Genomic DNA, 20,418 nt, shown 5'->3' on the forward strand with positions numbered 1-20,418 from the left:
CGATTATCGTCAATGATGATAAAGATTGGCGATGGCCTCAATGAAAGCTGCTAATCATCAATGATTGAAAGCGTCTATTTTGGTTAAAAGATGAACTCATACCTCACCTCACCTGTGGTAGGGTATGAGTATGTTGTTGGTCGACCATTAATGTCGGATCGCCGATGTACTGGCTAGTGAAGCGGTATCATTCTGTTCATTGGTTCGTGTCGACTTTTTTTGTAGATAGGCTAAATCATAGACATCATAAAAGTCTATTTCACCTTTATTACTAATTATATTTTTAACCCGCAACTTAAAGTTATCACTGATATTTTTACTATTGAGTATTTCATCAATTGCTTGAGTTGATAATGCGCGACTAAAGAACCATTCACCGTTATAACAAACACGTAAATCAAGAATGCCAATATCTTCAAACTTAAATACTGGTTTGATTTCCATCATCAGAACTGCTGACATCAAGATAAAGAACACAGTAAAGGCAATCATATAGCCAGTACCAAAGTAAGGTGTTAAGTACATCAAAACTAATACAAAAAAGTATGAAATCAGCATCGCCAGACAGAGGTAGGGGTGTTTGTAGACAAAATCGCTGTTAAATTTTAACCGACCATCTCTATTTTCTTTCTGATTTATTCTTGCGATGTCATCGATTAATATTTTTTTAATTATGTCCATAATTATAACCTTGTGTTTAATAATGCGTAAAAATTAAACCATAATGGTTTGTTATAGGTTAGCATGAAAAGTTAAATTTAAGGTATATCAATTCGATGAATTTGTTTGCAAAACTGTTATAGCTAAGCAGGGAGATTATCACTATATAATTTATTCATCAGGTGAAAGCAATCACTTCAACCTTCACCTGATGAATCTTCATAATACAGGTAATTATAGGCCAAAACTGCGCTAAGTGGTCAGGACAATTTTGCCAATATGCGTACTACTTTCCATTAATGCATGGGCCTTGGCTGCGGCTTCCAATGGGAACGTCTGGAATATTTGTGGCTTTATTTTGTTCTCACCCAACAGGGGCCAAACTTGTTGTTCCAGCTCTTTGGCGATGAGTGCTTTTTCTACCACACTGCGTGAGCGTAAGGTAGAACCTGTATGTGTGAGACGTTTTAGCAGCATCAACATCAAGTTAAGATCTTTGGCATTACCATGCTGCGTACCAATTTGAACAATACGACCATTCATCGCTGCAGCTTCATAGTTACGTGCGACATAATCGCCAGCAATTAAATCAATAATGACATCAGCACCTTTCCCGGCAGTGGCTCGCTTGGTTTCAGCGACAAAGTCTTCGGTATGATAATTAATGGCAATATCGGCACCTAGCATCAGGCATGCCTGACGTTTCTCTTCGGACCCTACGGTGACAATAACTGTTTTTGCACCGAATGCCTTACTTAATAAAATGGCAGTGGTCCCTATACCAGAAGAGCCTCCGTGAATTAATACCGTTTCACCGGCTGTAAAATGGCCGCGCTGAAATAAATTGGCCCACACGGTGAAGAATGTTTCTGGCAGAGCTGCGGCTTCTATTTCTGTCAGGTTGTCGGGAATAAGCAAAGCATTGGTTTCATGTATGACACAGTACTGGGCATAGCCACCCCCCGCGATGAGCCCACAGACTTTATCTCCAATCTTAAAGCGGCTGACATCGGCGGCAAGGGCCACTACTACACCTGCGACTTCTAGCCCTGGAATATCTGACGCTCCGGGCGGTGGAGCATATTGTCCGCGACGCTGCATGACATCAGGGCGGTTAACTCCAGCGGCTGAAACCTTAACCAATATTTCACCCGCAGCGGGCATAGGTGTCGGTCTTTTTACTGGGGTAAGAACTTCTGGACCGCCAGCTTGAGCGATTTCAATCGCGACCATATTTACCGGCAGATGCGTTAACGATGTCATAATATTCCTCTTGTCGCATGAAGATACTAAGTCAATAGCGATGCTAATAACCGAATGACTATCTTAGACCCGCAATAAAAATAGTTCATGGCGAGAATGTGCTTAAGTGATGACGATATTATAAGAGCTTGAGGGTATCGCAGGAGTAGAAAACAAAAAAACGCCCGATAGGGTGGGCGCATAAATTTGCAAAGGAGTCGTACATGTATGACTTACTGCATGGCGACAATCAAGACTAAGAGATGTTAGAACACTTTGATACTAGGAGGGTTCCTCTTGAGAGGATATAGGTATAAATCCGAAATCGCAGGAAGTGGCTGCTGAATTTATTCCACCCTTATAAAGACAAAACCGGGCTTAGTTGCCCGGTTTAAATAGTTAAGGATTTACCATTCCCAACGTAAACCGGCATTCACCTGCCAGTTAGTGTTGACATCCCCACCGGCGGATTTTTCTACATCGAGGTAGAAACGTGAGTTATTCTCTTTGGTTAACTGGATATTGGTACCAATACCGTAAGTTATCCAGCTATCATCCCCACCTTGTTTTGTCGTTAGCGTAGTGTCTTTGCCTAGCACGGTGACACTACGATCACCTGCAAATTCATGCAGCAAGTCGGCTTTCAGATAAATATCATTATTGCTATTGTCTTCGAACCGGTGTCCTACACGTACTCCGGCACGGCCAATCACACTATTAATATTATCTTGATTCACTTCTAGTCCACTACTGGTGGTGTAGTTGGCTTTATTGATATAGGTGTAAACCAACTGTCCTTGAGGTTCGATAAAGTTACCGTTATCCAGTGAGAATTCACGACCATATTCAGCACTTGCGCTCCAAGACCAGTTACTCCCAGCACCATATCCGCCAGCACCGAATGTATTTTGGTAATCAAAGTGATTCTTCAGATGGCTATACTTCAATACCAAATCAACATAGTCTTGTTTTTCATGCCGCTGCCACGAACCATAAATAGTACCGCCGTAACTTTTATTATCGCCAGAGCCGTAAGTAAATTCTGATTTTCCATCTAGATAATGTGCGGCAATACCTTTAGTCCATATTCCATGTTCATTTTCATCTTTGTTGTCATAACCTAACTGATAGAAGTGGTATTGGTTTTTAAAGTAGCTGCCATGCTTACTTTTCATTTCACCCCCTTTATAACGCAACCAAAGTCCATATTCCTGTTGGTCATTTCTTAATTCACCCAGTCGCTTGTTAAGGCTATCAATTTCAAGGCGAGCGGTGGCTGTGGCATAATTAAGGCTAGCATTAGCCATCACCGTGTGACTAGGAGCACTCAGTTGTTTATCAATTTTGGTTATGTACCAGTTAGTGCCATATTGGCTTGCTGGGTCACCGGGTTTAATATCTGAGCGGAGAATAGGTTTATAGTCATAAACATATTCGTTGGTAATATCGATCTGCTCGTAAGGCTTAAAGGTGATATTATTGGCGGCATCGGCAACCCAAATGTCTTCACTTAAATCTGCAAATTTATTGGCATTCAAGGCTTCAATATAGTGAGAGCCACCTGTGCTGCTGCTGACAACTTCAATAAAGTCGCTGCCATTTTTACACTGACCATCCGTTTTACTGGTATTTACATCAATCAGGAAAATACCATTATTCCCTTTCAAGTCATAAATTTTGACGCTCTCATTCTGGCTTTTATTTGTATGTAGGTTGAAACCATGTAAGTTAACTACACCGTCTTTTTGTAAGTTTAGCGCACTGATCTCAGCATTTAATTCATCGGGTATCCAATGGGCTTTATTCATTAAAGTCACATCCAGTGCTCCGATCCATGCATTAGAGGTTGTATCGTAGAAGTTCACTTCATGACCATGCCAATAGGAGTCCGCACCATTGAACACTGCGGTAATACCGCCACCTCCTTCAGCGGCATCATCGCCAAGATCCATATTTCCCAGTACATTGAGTCTATATTGACCAGTTTGGTTGACGGTTACCTGACCTCCATACTTACCGCTAATTGCGTCACTTTTAGCACCACCTTCAGGATATGTATTATTATGCTCTAATAATTCCAAGAAATTTTTAGTGTAAGTGTTGATATAAATATCGCCACTATTGGCAGTAATACTTGTACCCTCGTCTTTTGCATATAAACCATTGTTTGCCGTGGTTGCTGTGCCTGTCCCACTGGTATCCATTTCCACCAGAGAGTTAATATAAACTTTCCCGTTAATTGTGATGTTGGAACCGTTAGCGGCTAACAGTGCCGTACTATTATTGTGGCCATCACCAACGACCAGACTATTTATAAAGCTGAAGTTATTTAATGAGATTGTATTATTTTTCTGGGCAGACAAACCAAAGAATGCAGTATACCCCTCAGGGTTTAATATATTATTCCCGTGTATATTGACGAAATAATCACCGATGTGATAATTTTCATCATCAGTTTCCGCTTGAGCAATATAGACCTCTAGTGCTGGATTAGGGTTGTCAACACTAATGTTGGCGCTATAGTTACCGTCAGTAGCAATGACATCAGAGAGGTTAAATGACTGTGGATCAATCTTGGTAGAGGTGTAAAATAAATCAGAACTTCCAGCCATGCCGTATCCAGAGCATATTATATTGCTAATAAGGATAGGCAGAATTAGTGGTCTGATTTTCTTTAATTTATTCTTCCAAGAATACATGTTTATAAACTCCGAAATTTAAAAGAATATAAAGCAGGCATATAGTTATATTAAGGCCAGTTAACTGTGGTAATAATAGAGCCGACAATAACTGACGTGTGCAATATGAATAATATATTGCGCACTATGTCATTTTGTAAAATAAATTGATTATGTCAATATGCTACAATAGTAATAATACATAATTTTACATTTGTGTCTAAGTTGTTTTATGAGTGTAATCAGTATGATGTAATTTCTATTTATTTTTTACGTTACCACCTATGATGGTTGTTTGTATTTATTTTTGGTTTTTATGGTGGAGATTAAAGAGGTGTAAAATAGTTAATTTGTTATATGGATTAATAATGTTCCCATGTCATTAAGTTCTGTCGCTATAAAATCCAGGAATGTAAATGACAAGCCTGGATTTTATACGACCTGATTATTGGGCTTTGTACTGCCAACTAACTTGATACTGATAAACCTCATCAGTCAGTAAATTATCAACATGGACACTAGGGCTCCAGGAATCATCGCCCCCCACGCCCATATGAAAACCATCAATATTTAGCCAAGTGCCCGGCTCCGGTTTAAGCAAATGTTGATGGCTGGTAGTCATTAACTGCTGCGTGCTATAGCGGCTGATACCAAAATGGAACCACCCAGTTAATTGCCAATTTCCGTAATTCAGGTTACGGGTGTTGCAACGCAGACCATTTTCACTTGGGAATATATAGGGGGTATGCATTTGGCTGAGTGATTGTTGCCAATGCCCGAATTGTGCGGAGAGCTGGCGGTCAGGATAGTTCTCGTGCGGTCCTAAGCCTAGCCAGTCAACATTTTCAGCAACATCGGATAACTGGCAACACATACCAATTCTTGCCAGCGAGGGGAGTGATGTGGCTACTTGAACCCGGACATCAATAGTCATTCGGCCATGCTGATCAAAGTGGTATAGCCAATGTGATTGTAATAGCTGTTCATCATCAAATTTGTAGCTATATTCTGCACTAATCTGTATTGAGTGAGATAATTGGTCGGCCTGCAGAGATAAACAGTGCTGCTCTAGTTGATACATTCCAGCTTTTATCCAGCGCTCAACCCAGGCGTTGGGATCAATACAAGTTGCCTCACTGATACCGATATCGTTGTCCAAAGGGGCGCGGACAAATTGATCACATAATGGGGTCAGTAACATGGCCTTTTCGCCTACCCACCACTGTTCTAGTAACCCAGTTTGCCGACTGAACTGCCAGCGCTGCTGCTGATGGACCACCATAATATGGTGTGTATCTTGCTGTAGTTGGAGATTACTTGGTGTAGCAACTTTAGCTGAAGAATGGCGAGTGAAAGGGAGCGCTTGCGGTAAAGGCCACTGATGCCAGGCACAGCGATGATTATTTGGCGACCAAGATGTTTCTTTTATTTGCCTGACTTCAACGTTTAACCATAGATTTCCTGGTTTATCGATGGTCGGTAACTGTTCAGCTAGAGTGTACTGTTGTGTATTCTCTGGGGATAAATTCAGCACAAAATTTCCTTCCAGAACTAATTCACCCTCTGACTCTATTCGCCAATAGAGCTGTTCGTTGTCACTGTTTCTGAACAGATATTCGCTGGTTATGCTTATCATTAGCGGAGTGGTGCTCAGTAATGAGAATTGGAAAAATTGCTGAGCACATTGTGCTTCATACAAGCTTGGATGAGGGCTACGGTCCGGGAAAACTAATCCATTCATGCAGAATTGGCGATCATTTGGGGTATCACCAAAGTCTCCACCATAAGCCCAATAAGATTGGTTATTTTCATCATTACGAATTAGGCTTTGGTCTACCCAATCCCAAACAAAGCCCCCTTGTAGACGGGGATGCTGACGGAATGCTTGCCAATAACGGGCAAAACCACCAAAACTATTTCCCATCGCGTGGGCATATTCACATAAAATCAATGGGCGAGATTCATCTGGTAAGCCAATCCATTTTTTTATTGACCATTTAGGTACGGCAGGAAACGGTTGGTCTTCATCCACTCGGGCATACATTGGGCAAATAATATCGGTTGCAGCGGTATTGGCTCCCCCTCCTTCATATTGGACTGGTCGGGTGGGGTCATTGGTTTTTATCCAACGATAAAGGGCATCATGAGTGGCACCATGGCCTGATTCGTTACCTAACGACCAGATAATAATACAAGGATGGTTACGGTCACGCTGAACCATGCGAGTGACTCGCTCACTGAAAGCAGAAAACCACTGTGGGTCATCGGCTAATCGCCCCATCGGTTGCATTCCATGGGTCTCTATATTGGCTTCATCAACAACATACAGTCCATAATGGTCGCACAACCGATACCACAATGGATGATTGGGATAGTGCGAGCAACGTACAGCATTAAAATTATGTTGTTTCATCAGAATGATGTCTTGCAACATGCTTTCTTCATCAATGGCTTGACCGGTTTGTGGGTGATGTTCATGACGGTTAACCCCACGAATCAGCACTGCTTTGCCGTTTACCTTGAGTTGCCCTTGATGAATTGCAACTTGCCGAAAACCAACATCGTAGGCTTCTGCCTCGATAAGCTCTTGTTGACTATTGAGCAGAGAAACAACAGCGCGATACAGTGTGGGCTGTTCTGCACTCCATAATAATGGCGACGATACCCGAAGGTTTAAGTGGGTACGATCCTTATAATTGCCTCGTTCATCAATCGCCTGTGTACCCAGGGGCTGCTGTAAATCTGCGACCAAAGTCTCTGCGAGGTAAAGCTGAACACGAACTTGGTAAGCTTCGTTGACTTGTGGGTTATTAATATCAAGCGGTGGGATATTAATCGCCGCCATCACCTCTAAATTAGCCGAACTGAATTCAGGAGATAGGTGGGTTGTAATATGAATATCTCGCAAATGAATATCAGGTTTGTGCAGCAAACTGACATCACGGAAAATACCACTCATCCGCCACATATCCTGATCTTCCAAATAACTGCCATCACTCCAACGCAACACCAATACCGCAATGCGGTTATCGCCTGTTTGTAAATATGGCGTGAGATCGAATTCCGCAGGTAAGCGACTGTCTTGCGAATACCCTACCCATTGACCATTACACCATAGATAAAACGCGGAATTTACCCCATCAAAAATAATGCGGGTTCGCCCTGATAATAGCCAGTTAGGTTCTACAGTAAAATGGGTTGAATAGCAGCCAGTTGGGTTTTCCTGCGGGACATGAGGAGGATCGACAGGGATAGGATATTGCACATTGGTGTAAATAGGCGTATCGAAACCATGGAGTTGCCAGTTAGCGGGCACGGGTAGCGATGTTGCTTCAGGTAAATCATGCTCAACCCAATCATTGGGGACTAACTCGGGCTGAGTAAAGTAGTTAAATGCCCATTGTCCATTAAGCAACCGGCGTTGTGGCGATGCGGTGTCGTTTTGAGCTGAGTTAATATCACGCCAGCTGTGAAATGGGGGGTGTGATTCGAGACGATGATACTGCGTTACTTGCGGGTTTTCCCAATCCCTGCGAGACAGAATCTGCGATAGAGTCAGTTTCACTTGTTGTTGAACCTTATGCAGTGACGTCATGGTATCAGCCTCATATTCTGTGAGTGTCTTTTTGTTTTAGTCAGCGATAAAAATAAATGTTATGCGCTCACAATTTAGATGCCACCAAGATGAATTCAGCGGAAAGTAAAGTAAACAGCGGCGGGTTAAATAGTCGAGAGTGATCGCATTTATTCACTTTCATGCGCTTTAGGATTAAATATGGCAGTGGTTTGGCGTATCGTCAGTTCGGTGGCCAACAGTAAAGACTCAGAAGGGGGCTCAATGGTGTGGTGCAGTCTGACAATCAGGCGAGAAACACTCTCTTCGCCTAATAATTTAAAGTTTTGCCTGATAGTCGTCAGTGGGGGCTGAAAGTAGGCACTGTCAGCGGTGTCATCATAACCAATCACAGAAACTTGGCCTGGCACATCAATATTGTGCTCATGCAGGGCACGTAGTACTCCTAGCGCCATTTGGTCGTTAGCAACTAAAATGGCACTAAAGGGTGTATTGCTGATCAGCAGTTTCTGTGTTGCCTGATAACCACTCTGTGCATTCCATTCGCCATAATAGACCGCCTGTGGCACTAATGAGGCTGTACTGAGTGCTTGTAACCACCCCTGACAACGTAATTGAGCAGAAATAGTCTCTTTCGGCCCGCAAATAAACACGATTTGTTGATGGCCTAATGCTATGAGGTGCTCAGCCCCCTGAATTGCCCCTAATTTAGGATCAAATAAAACACTAAACGCGGCGGATTGCGGGTCTACATCAAGAAAAAGTGCCGGGGTATCAACACATTGTTGGGCAATTTTCTGGCTGCGCTTTGGTTTTAAAGGAACATTAACTAAAATGCCATCAACCCGTTGAGCCAATAGCTCATTGATAGCTTGTTGGCAGGCATGTTCACTGTGGTCATCAACCATAGCAATAACAACGTTGTACCCTAATTCACGAGCTTTCCGTTTAATTGCCGCCGCTATCTGTGAGGGGGCGTGCAAGGAGAGGTCCGTGGTGGCTAACCCTAGTGTCTGGCTATGTTTACCAGCAAGTTGCTGGGCAACCCGGTTTGGGACGTAACTGAGCTCAGCCATCGCCAACTCCACCTTATGGCGAGTTTTAGGCGAAACATGCAGTGCCTGGTTTAGAACGCGTGATACGGTTTGATATGAAACACCAGCCTGGCGTGCGACATCATCTAAAGTGGCAGACTTGGCTTTCATGTATTCCTCTCAGGTATAGACGGGCGCTTATTATAGCAAATTCAATAGATAAACTTTCAGCAGCTACCCGCAAAGATGAAGAAAATAGCCTGTTGAAGATATTTTTACTCTGTTGAGACTAAAAACACCGCAGTGCCACCACCTATTAATAATAATTCTGATAATTATTCTGAGTAAAACAAAGCCTCAAGAGTATAATAAATAGCTTTTTTGGCTTTATTTTAGTCATGCAAACAAGAATCTTCAGTTTGCTCGCTAAAAAGAGTTGCTATTAAAAGCCGGTCATGAGTTAATGCGTCTCGGCCTGTGGTACAGACCTATTTATGCACGACATCTTGAGTAAAGTGGTTCATATTTAAAGCGTTATCGTTGATAGCTCTTCACTGACGAATTTCCTTCATAGTGCCTCCATAAGTAACGACTGATAACCGGCTATAACACGCCCATGGTGGCAAAATTTTTTAATAAAGGAAATACACATGTCTAACATGATGAAAGGTCAAGTAAAGTGGTTCAACGAGTCTAAAGGCTTCGGTTTCATCACTCCAGCTGATGGCAGCAAAGACGTGTTCGTTCACTTCTCTGCAATCCAAGATCAAGGCTTCAAGACCCTGGCTGAAGGCCAGAATGTACAGTTCTCTATCGAGAACGGTGCTAAAGGTCCGTCTGCAGCAAACGTAACTGCAATCTAATTGGCCTTTGGCTGATTATAAAAAAACCCGCTAAGGCGGGTTTTTTACTTTCTAGTGCCAAGCTAAAATCAAATTCATTAATTTGTCCTCTACTCTGCTTTCTGATTCCCCCAACTTATCCCTTACGTGAATACTTCCCTTCAATATTTTCATCAAAAGCATACCGTTGTATCCGCGTAAACCTTATCATTCTCACCTGATTCTGTACTACACTAGCAACATTGATTTAATCAAAGGTAATATCATGAAAGTTAATGATCGGGTGACAGTAAAAACCGATGGCGGCCCACGGCGTGAAGGGGTTGTTTTAGAAGTTGAACAATTTAGTGAGGGCGTCATGTACTTGGTTTCGCTAGAGGATTATCCAGCGGGCGTCTGGTTCTTTAATGAAATTGACAGCCATGATGGCACTTTTGTTGAGCCACTACATCAGTAACTTCTTTGGCCTCTTTATCTGGCAGCAGTTTATCGAACAGCCATAAAAAACCGGAGGAAGATGAATACCTTGCCTCCGGTTTTGTTATCTACTTTTATTAATCATAACTCGACTGAATTATTACTGATGTAACTCAGAAGGTTTCCCAATTCAGCGAGTCATCACCTGATTTTTTATTTAGATTGGTTTGATTTTGGCCTGTCGACATCGGTGTTGGCGTTTTAAGTGTTGTGGACGGGTTACGGCCCTTCAAATGGAATACCGCCACCGCTTGAGTCAATACTTCAGCTTGCTGTTCCAGAGAAGCTGCTGCTGCGGATGCTTCCTGCACTAAAGAGGCATTCTGCTGTGTAACATTGTCCATCTCGGACACGGCTTGCGCCACCTGACTAATACCACGGCTTTGCTCATCAGATGCTGATGCAATCTCACCCATAATATCCGTTACATGGGTGACGGCGGTGACTATCTCTTTCATAGTCTTACCCGCATCGGACACCAGAATTGAGCCATCGCCAATAAGATCAACTGAAGCTTCAATCAATGATTCAATCTCTTTGGCGGCATCGGCACTGCGCTGTGCCAAATTACGAACTTCACTGGCTACCACGGCAAATCCACGACCTTGTTCACCTGCGCGGGCGGCCTCAACGGCTGCATTTAATGCCAGGATATTAGTTTGGAAAGCAATGCTATTAATGACGTTGGTGATTTCAGCAATTTTCATTGAACTGAGGGATATTTTATCCATAGTGCTGACAACATCGTTAACGATATCACCGCCTTGGGCCGCTTTTCCTGATGCATTAGCAGCCAGTTGGCTAGCATGGTGTGCATTTTCCGCATTCTGTTTCACTGTGGCAGTGAGTTGCTCCATGCTGGCAGCCGTTTGCTCGAGCGAAGCCGCTTGTTGCTCAGTTCGGGCGGAAAGGTCAGTATTGCCCAATGCAATTTCACTGGAACCTTGATAGATAGATTCAGCACTGCTGCGAACGGCTTCAACCGTTAAGGATAATGAGTCCTGCATTTGTTGAATATTGTTGCCTAGCACACCGATTTCATTGCGCCCAAATGAGACAGAGCTTTGTGTTAAATCACCTTGAGCGATGCGCTGGATCCGCTCTACCAACCAGTTAATCGGCTTGATAATCACTTTGCTGATCACCAAGAAAGCAATGACTGTCAGTAACAGCGCGAGAATAAAGGCTCCGCCCATCAGAATGTAGCCCAGACGCGCTTCTTGTTGAGCTGTCAGATTGATTTGATTGGCCCGCTCAGTGCGATATTTGACGGCTTTTAACAGTGGTTCATTGTAGGCATCATCTAACTGATTGAGTTTTTCTGCCTCTAGCGAAATGACTTCTTCAAAATGCCCCTCTTTGGTCGCGGCCAGCATGAGTTTCATCCCGTCGTCGCGATACTCTTCGTAAGCTTTTTTCAGCGGCGCATCTAGCGCGGTGTCGGTTTCGGATTTTATCGGGCGGTTATAGTAGAGGTTAAACATTTGCTGAGATTGAGAAAGAAGACTTTCTGCATTTTTCAGACCTTGTTGATAACCTTGCGTGTCACCGATACGTGCCGATGATGCCGCTTGAATCAAAATAAGGCGCGCAGTACGCAGGTGGTTCGAGCTGTTAGACAGGCCCAGGCGGATATCCAGTTCTTGAGTCGCTTCTTCCAGCGATTGGTTACTTTGTTTTAAAAAGTAGCCAGAGGTACCAATTGCCGCTGCAAATAACAGCAGTATTCCCGCCAAAATGGCGATAAACAGAGTGACCAGACGCATATTATTAACAAATAATACTTTCGTATCTTTATTATGTTCTGGCGTTATTTTTATATCCGATGACTTATGCGTACTTCCACGTTTCATTATTAGTTCCGTTTCTATAGTCGCTCGAGGAAAGGTCCTTGCCTTATATATCCTTACTTGGTGCTCCGTGCTGTTAACTGACAGATGGCAACACCAGTAACTCTGGACGTAGGCTTCGCTACTTAAAGTTAATCCACCCCTATATTTGAAATAATCTTCACAGTCCTTTAAGAACCTATCGGCAACGGCCCTAAAATAGTTAGGGCTATAAATGAGATCACGATCGCAATTTGGATTAAAGGTTCATTAAATTTATGTAATTGTGTCAATGACTTGATGGGGGGTTCCCCAGCGCTGCGCACAAGTTACACAGGCTAGGCGAAGAGGAATTACAGCCACTGTGCTGTTGCTTTTCCGAGAGGTGAGGCGGGCAACCTCCAGTGCCACTGTGTGCTGGATAATGATATTGGTGCGCGTAGGCATAGAATTGGGCCCCAATAGGTCGTTTCGGGCTGCGGTTGATAATCGCCAGTCGGTGAAGCGGGGCATTGGTGTGTAAGCGGATTCAGCCACCACTGGTCTGATAATCCCCCACAATGGCATCCCATGCCGATGGTAATGGCCAGTTTATCGGTTTCAATGACCACCCAACCCATAAGGAAGCCAAATGGCTATTAACAGTGACTAAGAGGCACAAACTAACGGCGTTACCGGAAATACTGATGGCAGTTGTTCCTCTCCGACAAACACTAATTGATCCTTAGGGAGGCCGAGATAACCCAAACTTTGCCATAAATGGTGCGTTAGTGTTGTTGTGAGTGGTGTTGTCATGAACTGCTCCAGTGATAACGTGATATTTGCAGTGTAGCCTACTAGGCGAGTTTTTCGATTGAGACCGATGAATATGATATGTGGCAATACAGTATTATTAAAAACTGATATTCTTAATATTATGCTATTACTTATTTAACGGATATTGGTTTAAGTTTTGTTTAGAAATATAACCTTTACATAATTATCACACGCAATTATAATCGTGGAAAATTTCGGTGGAGAAACTAATGGATACGCAAAGTAGTAGTCAAATAAGCAAGGCAAGCTAACTCATCTCCCACTGATTTGTTGCTTGCCGAAAAATGGCGGGCAGCACCCTCTCTGTATTTCCTGAGCTGTGCATACCCCAAAAATTATTTAACTCGATGAATATCATCGAGGGCATTAATTCGGGTTTTTATTATGGTATTTAACAACCACGCACTCTTTCCTCCAGGCACTAATACTGGTTATTGCTGATTTCCTTCGGGGATATATCAGCACGATTACCTGTGTGCTAAATAGCACATGATTATTCTACCAATGATTAATTCATGGAGAGAATCATGGCATTAACTCCTTTTGTCGTAAATTTATTACTGGCGATGTGTCTGGGCGCGTTAATTGGTGCTGAAAGACAATGGCGCCAGCGTATGGCTGGTTTACGGACTAATGCATTGGTCGCGACCGGTGCTGCGGTATTTATTCTTAGCTCTTATGCAACATCCCCTGATAGTCCAGGCCGAATTGCTGCTCAAGTGGTTTCCGGTATTGGTTTCCTCGGCGCTGGCGTGATAATGCGTGAAGGCATGAATATTCGTGGACTGAACACGGCCGCCACACTCTGGTGTTCCGCAGGGATTGGCGTGCTTTGTGGTCTGGGACTGTATTGGAATGCTGTTGTTGCGACTGCCGTTATCCTTTGCGCCAATATATTGCTACGTGAAGCGGCGCAACGAATTAATATGCAGCCTCAGCAGCAAGCTGTTGATTTAGAAGTCCGTTATCGGATTCAAGTCACTTGTGGCGCTGAGGACGAAGTCTTGGTTCGCACGCTCATTTTACAGGCACTAAATGGTGTGGCATTACGATTACAGTCTCTTTGTAGCGCTGATATTGCCAGGCCGGGGCAGCTAGAGGTCTGTGCTGAAATTATGGCAACTCCGGCAGAACAAAAAGAAATTGAAAGTATTGTTTGCCGTGTCAGTTTAGAGCGCAGTGTCAGCTCCATTCACTGGCGTATTGCATCTGAATTACCGGTATAGCATTTATTTGGTATTGCAAGAATTGTGGTAATGCCAATTGTAGTGAACATGATTAATTCAGAGAATTAATCAGTGGTTTAAAATGGAATAAATAATGCTAACCCATGTGGTAGTAAGGAGTCGTTATGGACGATCACCCCGGAGTTAACTCAATTAGCCGCTGCTAATTAAATATAAATACAAAGTTGGCAGCGCAATAATAGTTCAGCACATTTATCTCTCAGCCATTGAGCGGATAAGTCCTGTGCGTTTAGAATTAAAAGAGAAGCGTTATGACCAAATTTAAAAAGACAGCTACAGGCCAAGGTAATAATAAAAAATCGTTTACTATTGCGCTAGAGGCTAAAAATAGCCTGGACCAAACATTATCCAAGCTAAATGCAAATTTGAATGGATTGACAGAGGAAGATGCTCAAGAACGTTTGGAATTATATGGTATTAATCAGGTTGCACATGAGAAAGCTCCTCCAGCATGGGTTCAGCTCTTATCGGCATTTAATAACCCTTTTATTTTTGTTTTAATGATTTTGGCAGCAATCAGCTTTTTTACTGATTATTGGTTGCCTCTGCAAAAGGGTGAAGAAACGGATCTGGTTGGCGTCAGTATTATTGTAACGATGGTACTCATTAGTGGGTTGCTGCGCTTCTGGCAGGAATATCGTACTAATAAGGCTGCGGAAGCACTGAAATCGATGGTGCGCACCACGGCAACAGTGTTACGTCGTAGTAGTCACAGTGCTCAACCGGCAAAAAAAGAAATAGCCATTAAACATCTGGTGCCGGGCGATATCATTCTATTATCTGCCGGGGATATGATTCCGGCTGATTTAAGACTGATTAAATCCAGAGATTTGTTTATCAGTCAGGCTATTCTGACGGGCGAAGCGATACCCATTGAGAAATATGATGCAATGGGCGCAGTTACTTCAAAGTCAGTCGATGCGAATACCAGCAGCGAAAGCGAATTACTCGAGCTATCTAATGTTTGTCTGATGGGGACTAACGTTGCCAGCGGAACAGCGATGGCAGTGGTGGTTGCTACTGGTGGGCATACTTATTTCGGGTCGCTTGCCAAGTCGATTGTCGGCAATCGTGCGCAAACTGCTTTTGACCGTGGGGTTAATAGTGTCAGTTGGTTATTGATTCGCTTTATGTTGGTGATGGTACCAATTGTATTGTTGATTAATGGCTTCACTAAAGGGGACTGGAGCGAAGCTGCGCTGTTTGCATTGGCTGTTGCAGTCGGGTTGACCCCCGAAATGCTGCCGATGATTGTCAGTTCCAACCTGGCGAAAGGCGCGATAGCAATGTCGCGGCGAAAAGTTGTGGTTAAGCGACTGAATGCAATACAGAACTTTGGCGCAATGGATGTGTTATGTACTGATAAAACCGGGACTTTAACCCAAGACCGCATCATTCTTGAGCACCATTTAGATGCGCGTGGCAGCAATGATAGCCAAGTATTACAGTTGGCATGGCTCAATAGTTTTCATCAAAGTGGCATGCGCAACTTGATGGATCAGGCCGTTATCAAATTCAGTCGCGGCAAGCCAGAAATTGATGCTTTACGCAGCTTTAATAAGGTTGATGAGCTACCGTTTGATTTCGTCCGTCGCCGTTTATCCATCGTAGTAAAAGATGAGCAACAACATCAGCAGCTGATTTGTAAAGGTGCAGTAGAAGAGATGCTTAGCATCTGCACCCATGTACGTGAAGGTGATGAAGTTTATGCACTGGATGATGCTCGTCGCATGTCATTACTGGCGCTCGCCACGCAATATAATGAAGATGGTTTTCGTGTTTTGCTGCTGGCCACCCGCGAGTTGGGCAAGCAAGTCAGCGAATTACCTTTAAACATTGCAGATGAGCGCGATTTGGTCGTTCAGGGCTTATTGACCTTCCTTGATCCACCTAAAGAGAGCGCCGAGGCTGCGATTACCGCATTACGTGAAAATGGTGTTGCCATCAAAGTATTAACCGGTGATAACCCTATTATTACGGCCAAAATTTGTCGCGATGTTGGGCTGGAACCTGGCGAACCGCTCAGTGGCCGAGCGATTGAGGATATGGATGATGAAACACTGGCGCGTGAGGTGGAGCTACGCACCGTGTTTACCAAACTGACACCATTGCAAAAATCACGAGTGCTGAAAATGCTGCAAAGTAATGGGCATACTGTCGGGTTCTTGGGAGATGGCATCAATGATGCACCAGCACTGCGTGATGCAGATGTGGGGATCTCAGTAGATACCGGGACGGATATTGCTAAAGAGTCAGCCGATATTATTTTGCTCGAAAAGAATTTGATGGTGTTAGAGGAGGGCGTGATTAAGGGACGCGAAACTTTTGGGAACATCATCAAGTACCTGAATATGACCGCCAGTTCTAATTTCGGTAATGTCTTCTCTGTCTTGGTTGCCAGTGCCTTTATTCCATTCTTGCCGATGCTCGCCATCCATTTGCTGTTGCAAAACCTGATGTATGATATCTCTCAGCTCTCTCTACCGTGGGATAAAATGGACAAAGAGTTTTTACGTAAACCGCGTAAGTGGGATGCGAAGAACATTGGCCGTTTTATGCTATGGATTGGGCCAACTTCCTCCATTTTTGATATTACAACTTTCGCCCTGATGTGGTTTGTTTTTGCCGCAAACAGTGTTGAACATCAGGCATTGTTCCAGTCTGGCTGGTTCATTGAAGGTTTGCTGTCACAAACGTTAGTTGTCCATATGCTGCGCACACAAAAAATCCCGTTTATTCAAAGTACTGCGGCGTTGCCTGTGCTATTGACTACCGGAGTAATTATGGCAATTGGTATTTATATTCCATTCTCACCTTTAGGGACATTAGTTGGGTTGCAACCATTACCATGGCAATATTTCCCATGGCTGGCGGGCACGTTGATCAGCTACTGCGTCGTTGCGCAACTGATGAAGCAATTCTATATTCGCCGCTTCGGTAAGTGGTTCTAACGGTTTTTGTTTAGAGTCTAACTATACTGTTTTATATAACAATTCCGGGGCCATGAGGCCCCGGAATGATGACACTCTTTTTATTGCGGCTATTCGTTACTGACGCGAATCACCAGCTTGCCAAAGTTTTTGCCCTCAAGCAGGCCAATAAAAGCTTGTGGCGCATTTTCCAATCCTTCGACCAGATCTTCCCTAAACTTGATTTTCCCTTGCTCAACCCAAGGGGTCATGTGCTGCAAGAAATCACCAAAATGCGGGGCGTAGTCATCAAAGATAATAAATCCTTGCATCCGAATCCGTTTTCTCAAAATGATGCTCTGTAACAGAGGTAAACGGTCTGGGCCATCAGGCAACTCGGTGTCGTTATAGCGTGCAATTAAGCCACATACCGGGATACGGGCACGTGGGTTGAGTAACGGTAATACCGCGTCAAAGACGGCCCCACCAACATTCTCATAATAAATATCAATACCTTCCGTACAGGCTTTTTCCAGTTGTTGCACAAAATCGGTGGCACGATGATCAAGACAAGCATCGAAGCCTAACTCTTCGACCACATAACGGCATTTTTCTGCGCCGCCAGCAACGCCGATGACTCTACATCCTTTCAACTTGCCGATTTGCCCCACAACTGAACCTACCGCGCCGCTGGCTGCGGCAACCACTATTGTCTCCCCGGTTTTGGGCTGACCAATATCCAACAAACCCATATAAGCGGTGAAACCTGGCATGCCCAGCACTCCTAAAGCACGTGATGGGTGTGAGAATTGTGGCCCTAGATTGCGAATACCGGTGCCATCAGAGAGCGAGTAATCTTGCCAGCCACTGCTAGCCAGAACCCAGTCGCCGACTTGAAAATCAGGATGTTTTGAGATTTCGACTCGCGAAACCGCACCACCCACCATGACCTCTCCAACTTCAACCGGGGGAGCATAGGACGGTGCATCGCTCATTCGGCCGCGCATATAGGGGTCAAGAGAGAGATAGCGGGTGCGAAGCAATATCTGACCTGCTGCGGGCTGTGGAATAGGCTGAATATCTAGTGTGAAATTTTCAGCAGTTGGTGTGCCATGCGGGCGTGAAGCCAGCAGAATACGGCGGTTATTGCTTTTATCTTGTGGCATCAGATTCCCTTACCTGTAAGAAGTCAATCGGGGTAGTGACGAGAGAGTGTGCTGAAAATCATAGTAGAACTCTTCAGGATGGTTTCAGCTAATAGTGCGAAAGACACTGCTATTTGACTAAGTAGACGCAATAAGGAGGAAGAGTGCCGCAGATCAGAGAGGAACAACCAGCACATCAACCATACTGGTATTAATTAGTCGGGCAGATGAACAGGAAAATTTATTCATCAGACTTGCACTATGATTGCCACATATCACTAAATCAACATGCTGTTGCTGACAGAAATATGCCATGCTGTCGGCAAATTCACCATGCGCAATATTTCTACTCTCAATGGGATAATCAGCATTGGCAACTAACTCCGCCATAAATAATTGCGCTTCTTCTTGTATCACACAACGCAAATCACCCAGCATAGGTGCCGCATAGCTGCTATACATTTCGGGTTCTGTTGTCAGGGTAATTAGCGAGACCTTGCCATTATAGGGTCGAACGATGGAAACCGCTTTATTAACCAATTGTTGGCTATCAGCTGTGAGGGCGACTGCGACCAGCACATTCCTGTACCCCATAATTAAGCTCCTATAAGCGTTGCTATAACTTAAAGATTAGGGGATCACACCTTTCAGAAATGAGAGTTTAATCACACTTGACCACTGATAGGTAATAAAGCCAGTAATAGCGGGGCTTTATTAGATGAGGCAACACAAAACAGGCTATGAAACTTATGTTTCAAACATTATTAATTAATTAATCTTACATTTCAGTTACAGGGATCTGCAAAAGTACAGATATGAACCAAAGTTGAAAATGTGCGGATGAAAATGTGTACGGGAGAGTAGGAATGAAATATATGGTTACCTTTGTTGCCTTTATTAATACGTGTCGTCGATTTTTTTAACGCTAAAAGGTAAATAGGTTAATAAATAGTCGCAAAATGTTTTTTTTGCGACAGCATAAGTATTCGTTAAAACCAAATAGTTTAGGAAGGTTACTTATAGGATTTTCGAGTTACAAACCCCTACATTAGTCCTTAATGCTAATAATTTAGAGTTATGACAGATTTATGTTCTGCTATTTTGCTTTAGGAATGCTTTTGTTCGAATTGATCTAAAAACACTAAGAATTGGGCCTATATTACTAGTTTTTTAGCTCTTTTCTGACTTCTGATTGTTTTTTGAACACATGAATGGTTAAAAAGTGACCAAAAAGTGCGACACGGAACAACTTTATATTTTATTTTTGTGATGTATATCACATTACATTTAAAATGAATCACTAGTCACATTGTATGTGCTAGCGATTCGGGAGTAGAGTTGGGCCTCTTTAGGAATAATCCTAATGTTTTGTAAGAAAAGTTTCATGGTGTAGGTGCAATATTAGAGCTGCATAAAACTTCAGCAGCCAAGACCTGTAACAGGTTATTTAATACCAAAATGGTATTTTCGTCATATAGCACCAGTATGGTTTCAATTACTTTTAGTTCTATAGGTTCTAATTAACTGTATAACGGGAAGGATCCCAGGTCTTGGGTGAAGAATACTATCATCCAACTTATGTTTTAAAACATAATCAGTCGGGATGTTTAAAATGAGTACGTCTGAATTACTCAAACATATTTACGATATTAATTTGTCATACTTGCTTTTAGCACAACGGTTAATTAACGATGAGAAAGCCTCAGCGATGTTTCGTCTGGGTATTACCGACACCATGGCTGATGCATTATCACAGTTAACATTACCGCAGATGGTTAAATTAGCTGAGACTAACCAATTGGTGTGTCATTTCCGCTTTAGTGATCACAATACTATTCATCATCTAACGAAAGAATCTCGTGTGGATGATTTGCAGCAAATCCACACAGGAATTTTATTGTCGAGCCACTTACTCCACGAGCTATCGTTAAAAGACGGTAGTGCGCCTAAGAAAAGAGCATGACT

Annotated in this window: 14 protein-coding genes; 5 read left to right on the top strand and 9 right to left on the bottom strand. The window is 43.3% G+C overall.

What is annotated here, in order from left to right:
- Window positions 1-147 precede the first annotated feature (147 nt).
- The 5 genes from DJ58_RS00955 to DJ58_RS00935 all read right to left on the bottom strand — a co-directional run bounded on the left by DJ58_RS00955 (window position 148) and on the right by DJ58_RS00935 (window position 9,359).
- Window positions 148-681 carry a YlaC family protein gene (locus tag DJ58_RS00955; RefSeq protein ID WP_004708098.1) on the bottom strand — a complete coding sequence of 178 codons (534 nt, stop codon included), beginning with the start codon at window positions 679-681 and terminating at the stop codon, window positions 148-150.
- 231 nt (window positions 682-912) lie between these two features.
- Window positions 913-1,923 (bottom strand): NAD(P)H-quinone oxidoreductase, encoded by a 1,011-nt coding sequence (locus tag DJ58_RS00950; protein WP_004708100.1) that lies wholly within the window; start codon window positions 1,921-1,923, stop codon window positions 913-915.
- A 386-nt stretch (window positions 1,924-2,309) separates the two neighbouring features.
- The gene (locus tag DJ58_RS00945) at window positions 2,310-4,601 is read right to left on the bottom strand and encodes an autotransporter family protein (RefSeq protein WP_032910765.1); all 2,292 of its coding nucleotides are present in this window, start codon (window positions 4,599-4,601) and stop codon (window positions 2,310-2,312) included.
- Window positions 4,602-5,025: 424 nt separating this feature from the next.
- Entirely contained in the window at window positions 5,026-8,175 is a 3,150-nt protein-coding gene (locus DJ58_RS00940) for a beta-galactosidase (RefSeq protein ID WP_004708104.1), read from the bottom strand.
- Between the two features lie 149 nt (window positions 8,176-8,324).
- Complete coding sequence (locus DJ58_RS00935; protein WP_004708106.1) at window positions 8,325-9,359, bottom strand: LacI family DNA-binding transcriptional regulator; 1,035 nt, start codon at window positions 9,357-9,359, stop codon at window positions 8,325-8,327.
- A gap of 479 nt (window positions 9,360-9,838) precedes the next feature.
- Here DJ58_RS00935 and cspE point away from each other — a divergent pair, with 479 nt between their 5' ends.
- Entirely contained in the window at window positions 9,839-10,051 is a 213-nt protein-coding gene (gene cspE / locus DJ58_RS00930; RefSeq protein ID WP_002210893.1) for a transcription antiterminator/RNA stability regulator CspE, read from the top strand.
- Window positions 10,052-10,295: 244 nt separating this feature from the next.
- Window positions 10,296-10,487: a protein DsrB gene (gene dsrB / locus DJ58_RS00925; protein ID WP_004708108.1), complete on the top strand. Its 192-nt coding sequence runs from the start codon at window positions 10,296-10,298 to the stop codon at window positions 10,485-10,487.
- 133 nt (window positions 10,488-10,620) lie between these two features.
- Here dsrB and DJ58_RS00920 read toward each other — a convergent pair whose 3' ends face one another.
- On the bottom strand, window positions 10,621-12,360 hold the full coding sequence (locus DJ58_RS00920; RefSeq protein WP_004708109.1) for a methyl-accepting chemotaxis protein: 1,740 nt from the start codon (window positions 12,358-12,360) through the stop codon (window positions 10,621-10,623).
- A gap of 624 nt (window positions 12,361-12,984) precedes the next feature.
- Window positions 12,985-13,131: a hypothetical protein gene (locus DJ58_RS23560; RefSeq protein WP_153802878.1), complete on the bottom strand. Its 147-nt coding sequence runs from the start codon at window positions 13,129-13,131 to the stop codon at window positions 12,985-12,987.
- 548 nt (window positions 13,132-13,679) lie between these two features.
- Here DJ58_RS23560 and DJ58_RS00915 point away from each other — a divergent pair.
- Both DJ58_RS00915 and mgtA read left to right on the top strand, forming a co-directional pair.
- Window positions 13,680-14,378, top strand: coding sequence for an MgtC family protein (locus DJ58_RS00915; RefSeq protein WP_032910766.1), 699 nt, complete (start codon window positions 13,680-13,682; stop codon window positions 14,376-14,378).
- 272 nt (window positions 14,379-14,650) lie between these two features.
- Window positions 14,651-17,350 (top strand): magnesium-translocating P-type ATPase, encoded by a 2,700-nt coding sequence (mgtA, locus tag DJ58_RS00910; protein WP_004708116.1) that lies wholly within the window; start codon window positions 14,651-14,653, stop codon window positions 17,348-17,350.
- A gap of 89 nt (window positions 17,351-17,439) precedes the next feature.
- On the opposite strand, the gene DJ58_RS00905 is transcribed toward mgtA, so the two are convergent.
- Together DJ58_RS00905 and uspC are read right to left on the bottom strand one after the other, a co-directional pair.
- On the bottom strand, window positions 17,440-18,474 hold the full coding sequence (locus DJ58_RS00905; RefSeq protein WP_004708118.1) for an NADP-dependent oxidoreductase: 1,035 nt from the start codon (window positions 18,472-18,474) through the stop codon (window positions 17,440-17,442).
- A gap of 153 nt (window positions 18,475-18,627) precedes the next feature.
- On the bottom strand, window positions 18,628-19,047 hold the full coding sequence (uspC, locus tag DJ58_RS00900; protein WP_032910767.1) for a universal stress protein UspC: 420 nt from the start codon (window positions 19,045-19,047) through the stop codon (window positions 18,628-18,630).
- A gap of 1,018 nt (window positions 19,048-20,065) precedes the next feature.
- Here uspC and flhD point away from each other — a divergent pair.
- Window positions 20,066-20,416, top strand: a complete 351-nt coding sequence (gene flhD / locus DJ58_RS00895; RefSeq protein ID WP_032910768.1) for a flagellar transcriptional regulator FlhD — start codon at window positions 20,066-20,068, stop codon at window positions 20,414-20,416.
- The last annotated feature ends 2 nt before the right edge of the window (window positions 20,417-20,418 follow it).

It is taken from the genome of Yersinia frederiksenii ATCC 33641 (assembly GCF_000754805.1).
Classification (GTDB): Bacteria; Pseudomonadota; Gammaproteobacteria; order Enterobacterales; family Enterobacteriaceae; genus Yersinia; species Yersinia frederiksenii.

Excerpts from the sequence above, each read along its gene's own strand:
- DJ58_RS00935 (WP_004708106.1), bottom strand. The coding sequence starts at position 9,359 with ATGAAAGCCAAGTCTGCCACTTTAGATGATGTCGCACGCCAGGCTGGT.
- DJ58_RS00905 (WP_004708118.1), bottom strand. The coding sequence starts at position 18,474 with ATGCCACAAGATAAAAGCAATAACCGCCGTATTCTGCTGGCTTCACGC.
- DJ58_RS00955 (WP_004708098.1), bottom strand. The coding sequence starts at position 681 with ATGGACATAATTAAAAAAATATTAATCGATGACATCGCAAGAATAAAT.
- DJ58_RS00920 (WP_004708109.1), bottom strand. The coding sequence starts at position 12,360 with ATGAAACGTGGAAGTACGCATAAGTCATCGGATATAAAAATAACGCCA.
- DJ58_RS23560 (WP_153802878.1), bottom strand. The coding sequence starts at position 13,131 with ATGACAACACCACTCACAACAACACTAACGCACCATTTATGGCAAAGT.
- DJ58_RS00915 (WP_032910766.1), top strand. The coding sequence starts at position 13,680 with ATGGCATTAACTCCTTTTGTCGTAAATTTATTACTGGCGATGTGTCTG.
- DJ58_RS00945 (WP_032910765.1), bottom strand. The coding sequence starts at position 4,601 with ATGTATTCTTGGAAGAATAAATTAAAGAAAATCAGACCACTAATTCTG.
- flhD (WP_032910768.1), top strand. The coding sequence starts at position 20,066 with ATGAGTACGTCTGAATTACTCAAACATATTTACGATATTAATTTGTCA.
- dsrB (WP_004708108.1), top strand. The coding sequence starts at position 10,296 with ATGAAAGTTAATGATCGGGTGACAGTAAAAACCGATGGCGGCCCACGG.
- DJ58_RS00940 (WP_004708104.1), bottom strand. The coding sequence starts at position 8,175 with ATGACGTCACTGCATAAGGTTCAACAACAAGTGAAACTGACTCTATCG.
- DJ58_RS00950 (WP_004708100.1), bottom strand. The coding sequence starts at position 1,923 with ATGACATCGTTAACGCATCTGCCGGTAAATATGGTCGCGATTGAAATC.
- uspC (WP_032910767.1), bottom strand. The coding sequence starts at position 19,047 with ATGGGGTACAGGAATGTGCTGGTCGCAGTCGCCCTCACAGCTGATAGC.
- mgtA (WP_004708116.1), top strand. The coding sequence starts at position 14,651 with ATGACCAAATTTAAAAAGACAGCTACAGGCCAAGGTAATAATAAAAAA.
- cspE (WP_002210893.1), top strand. The coding sequence starts at position 9,839 with ATGTCTAACATGATGAAAGGTCAAGTAAAGTGGTTCAACGAGTCTAAA.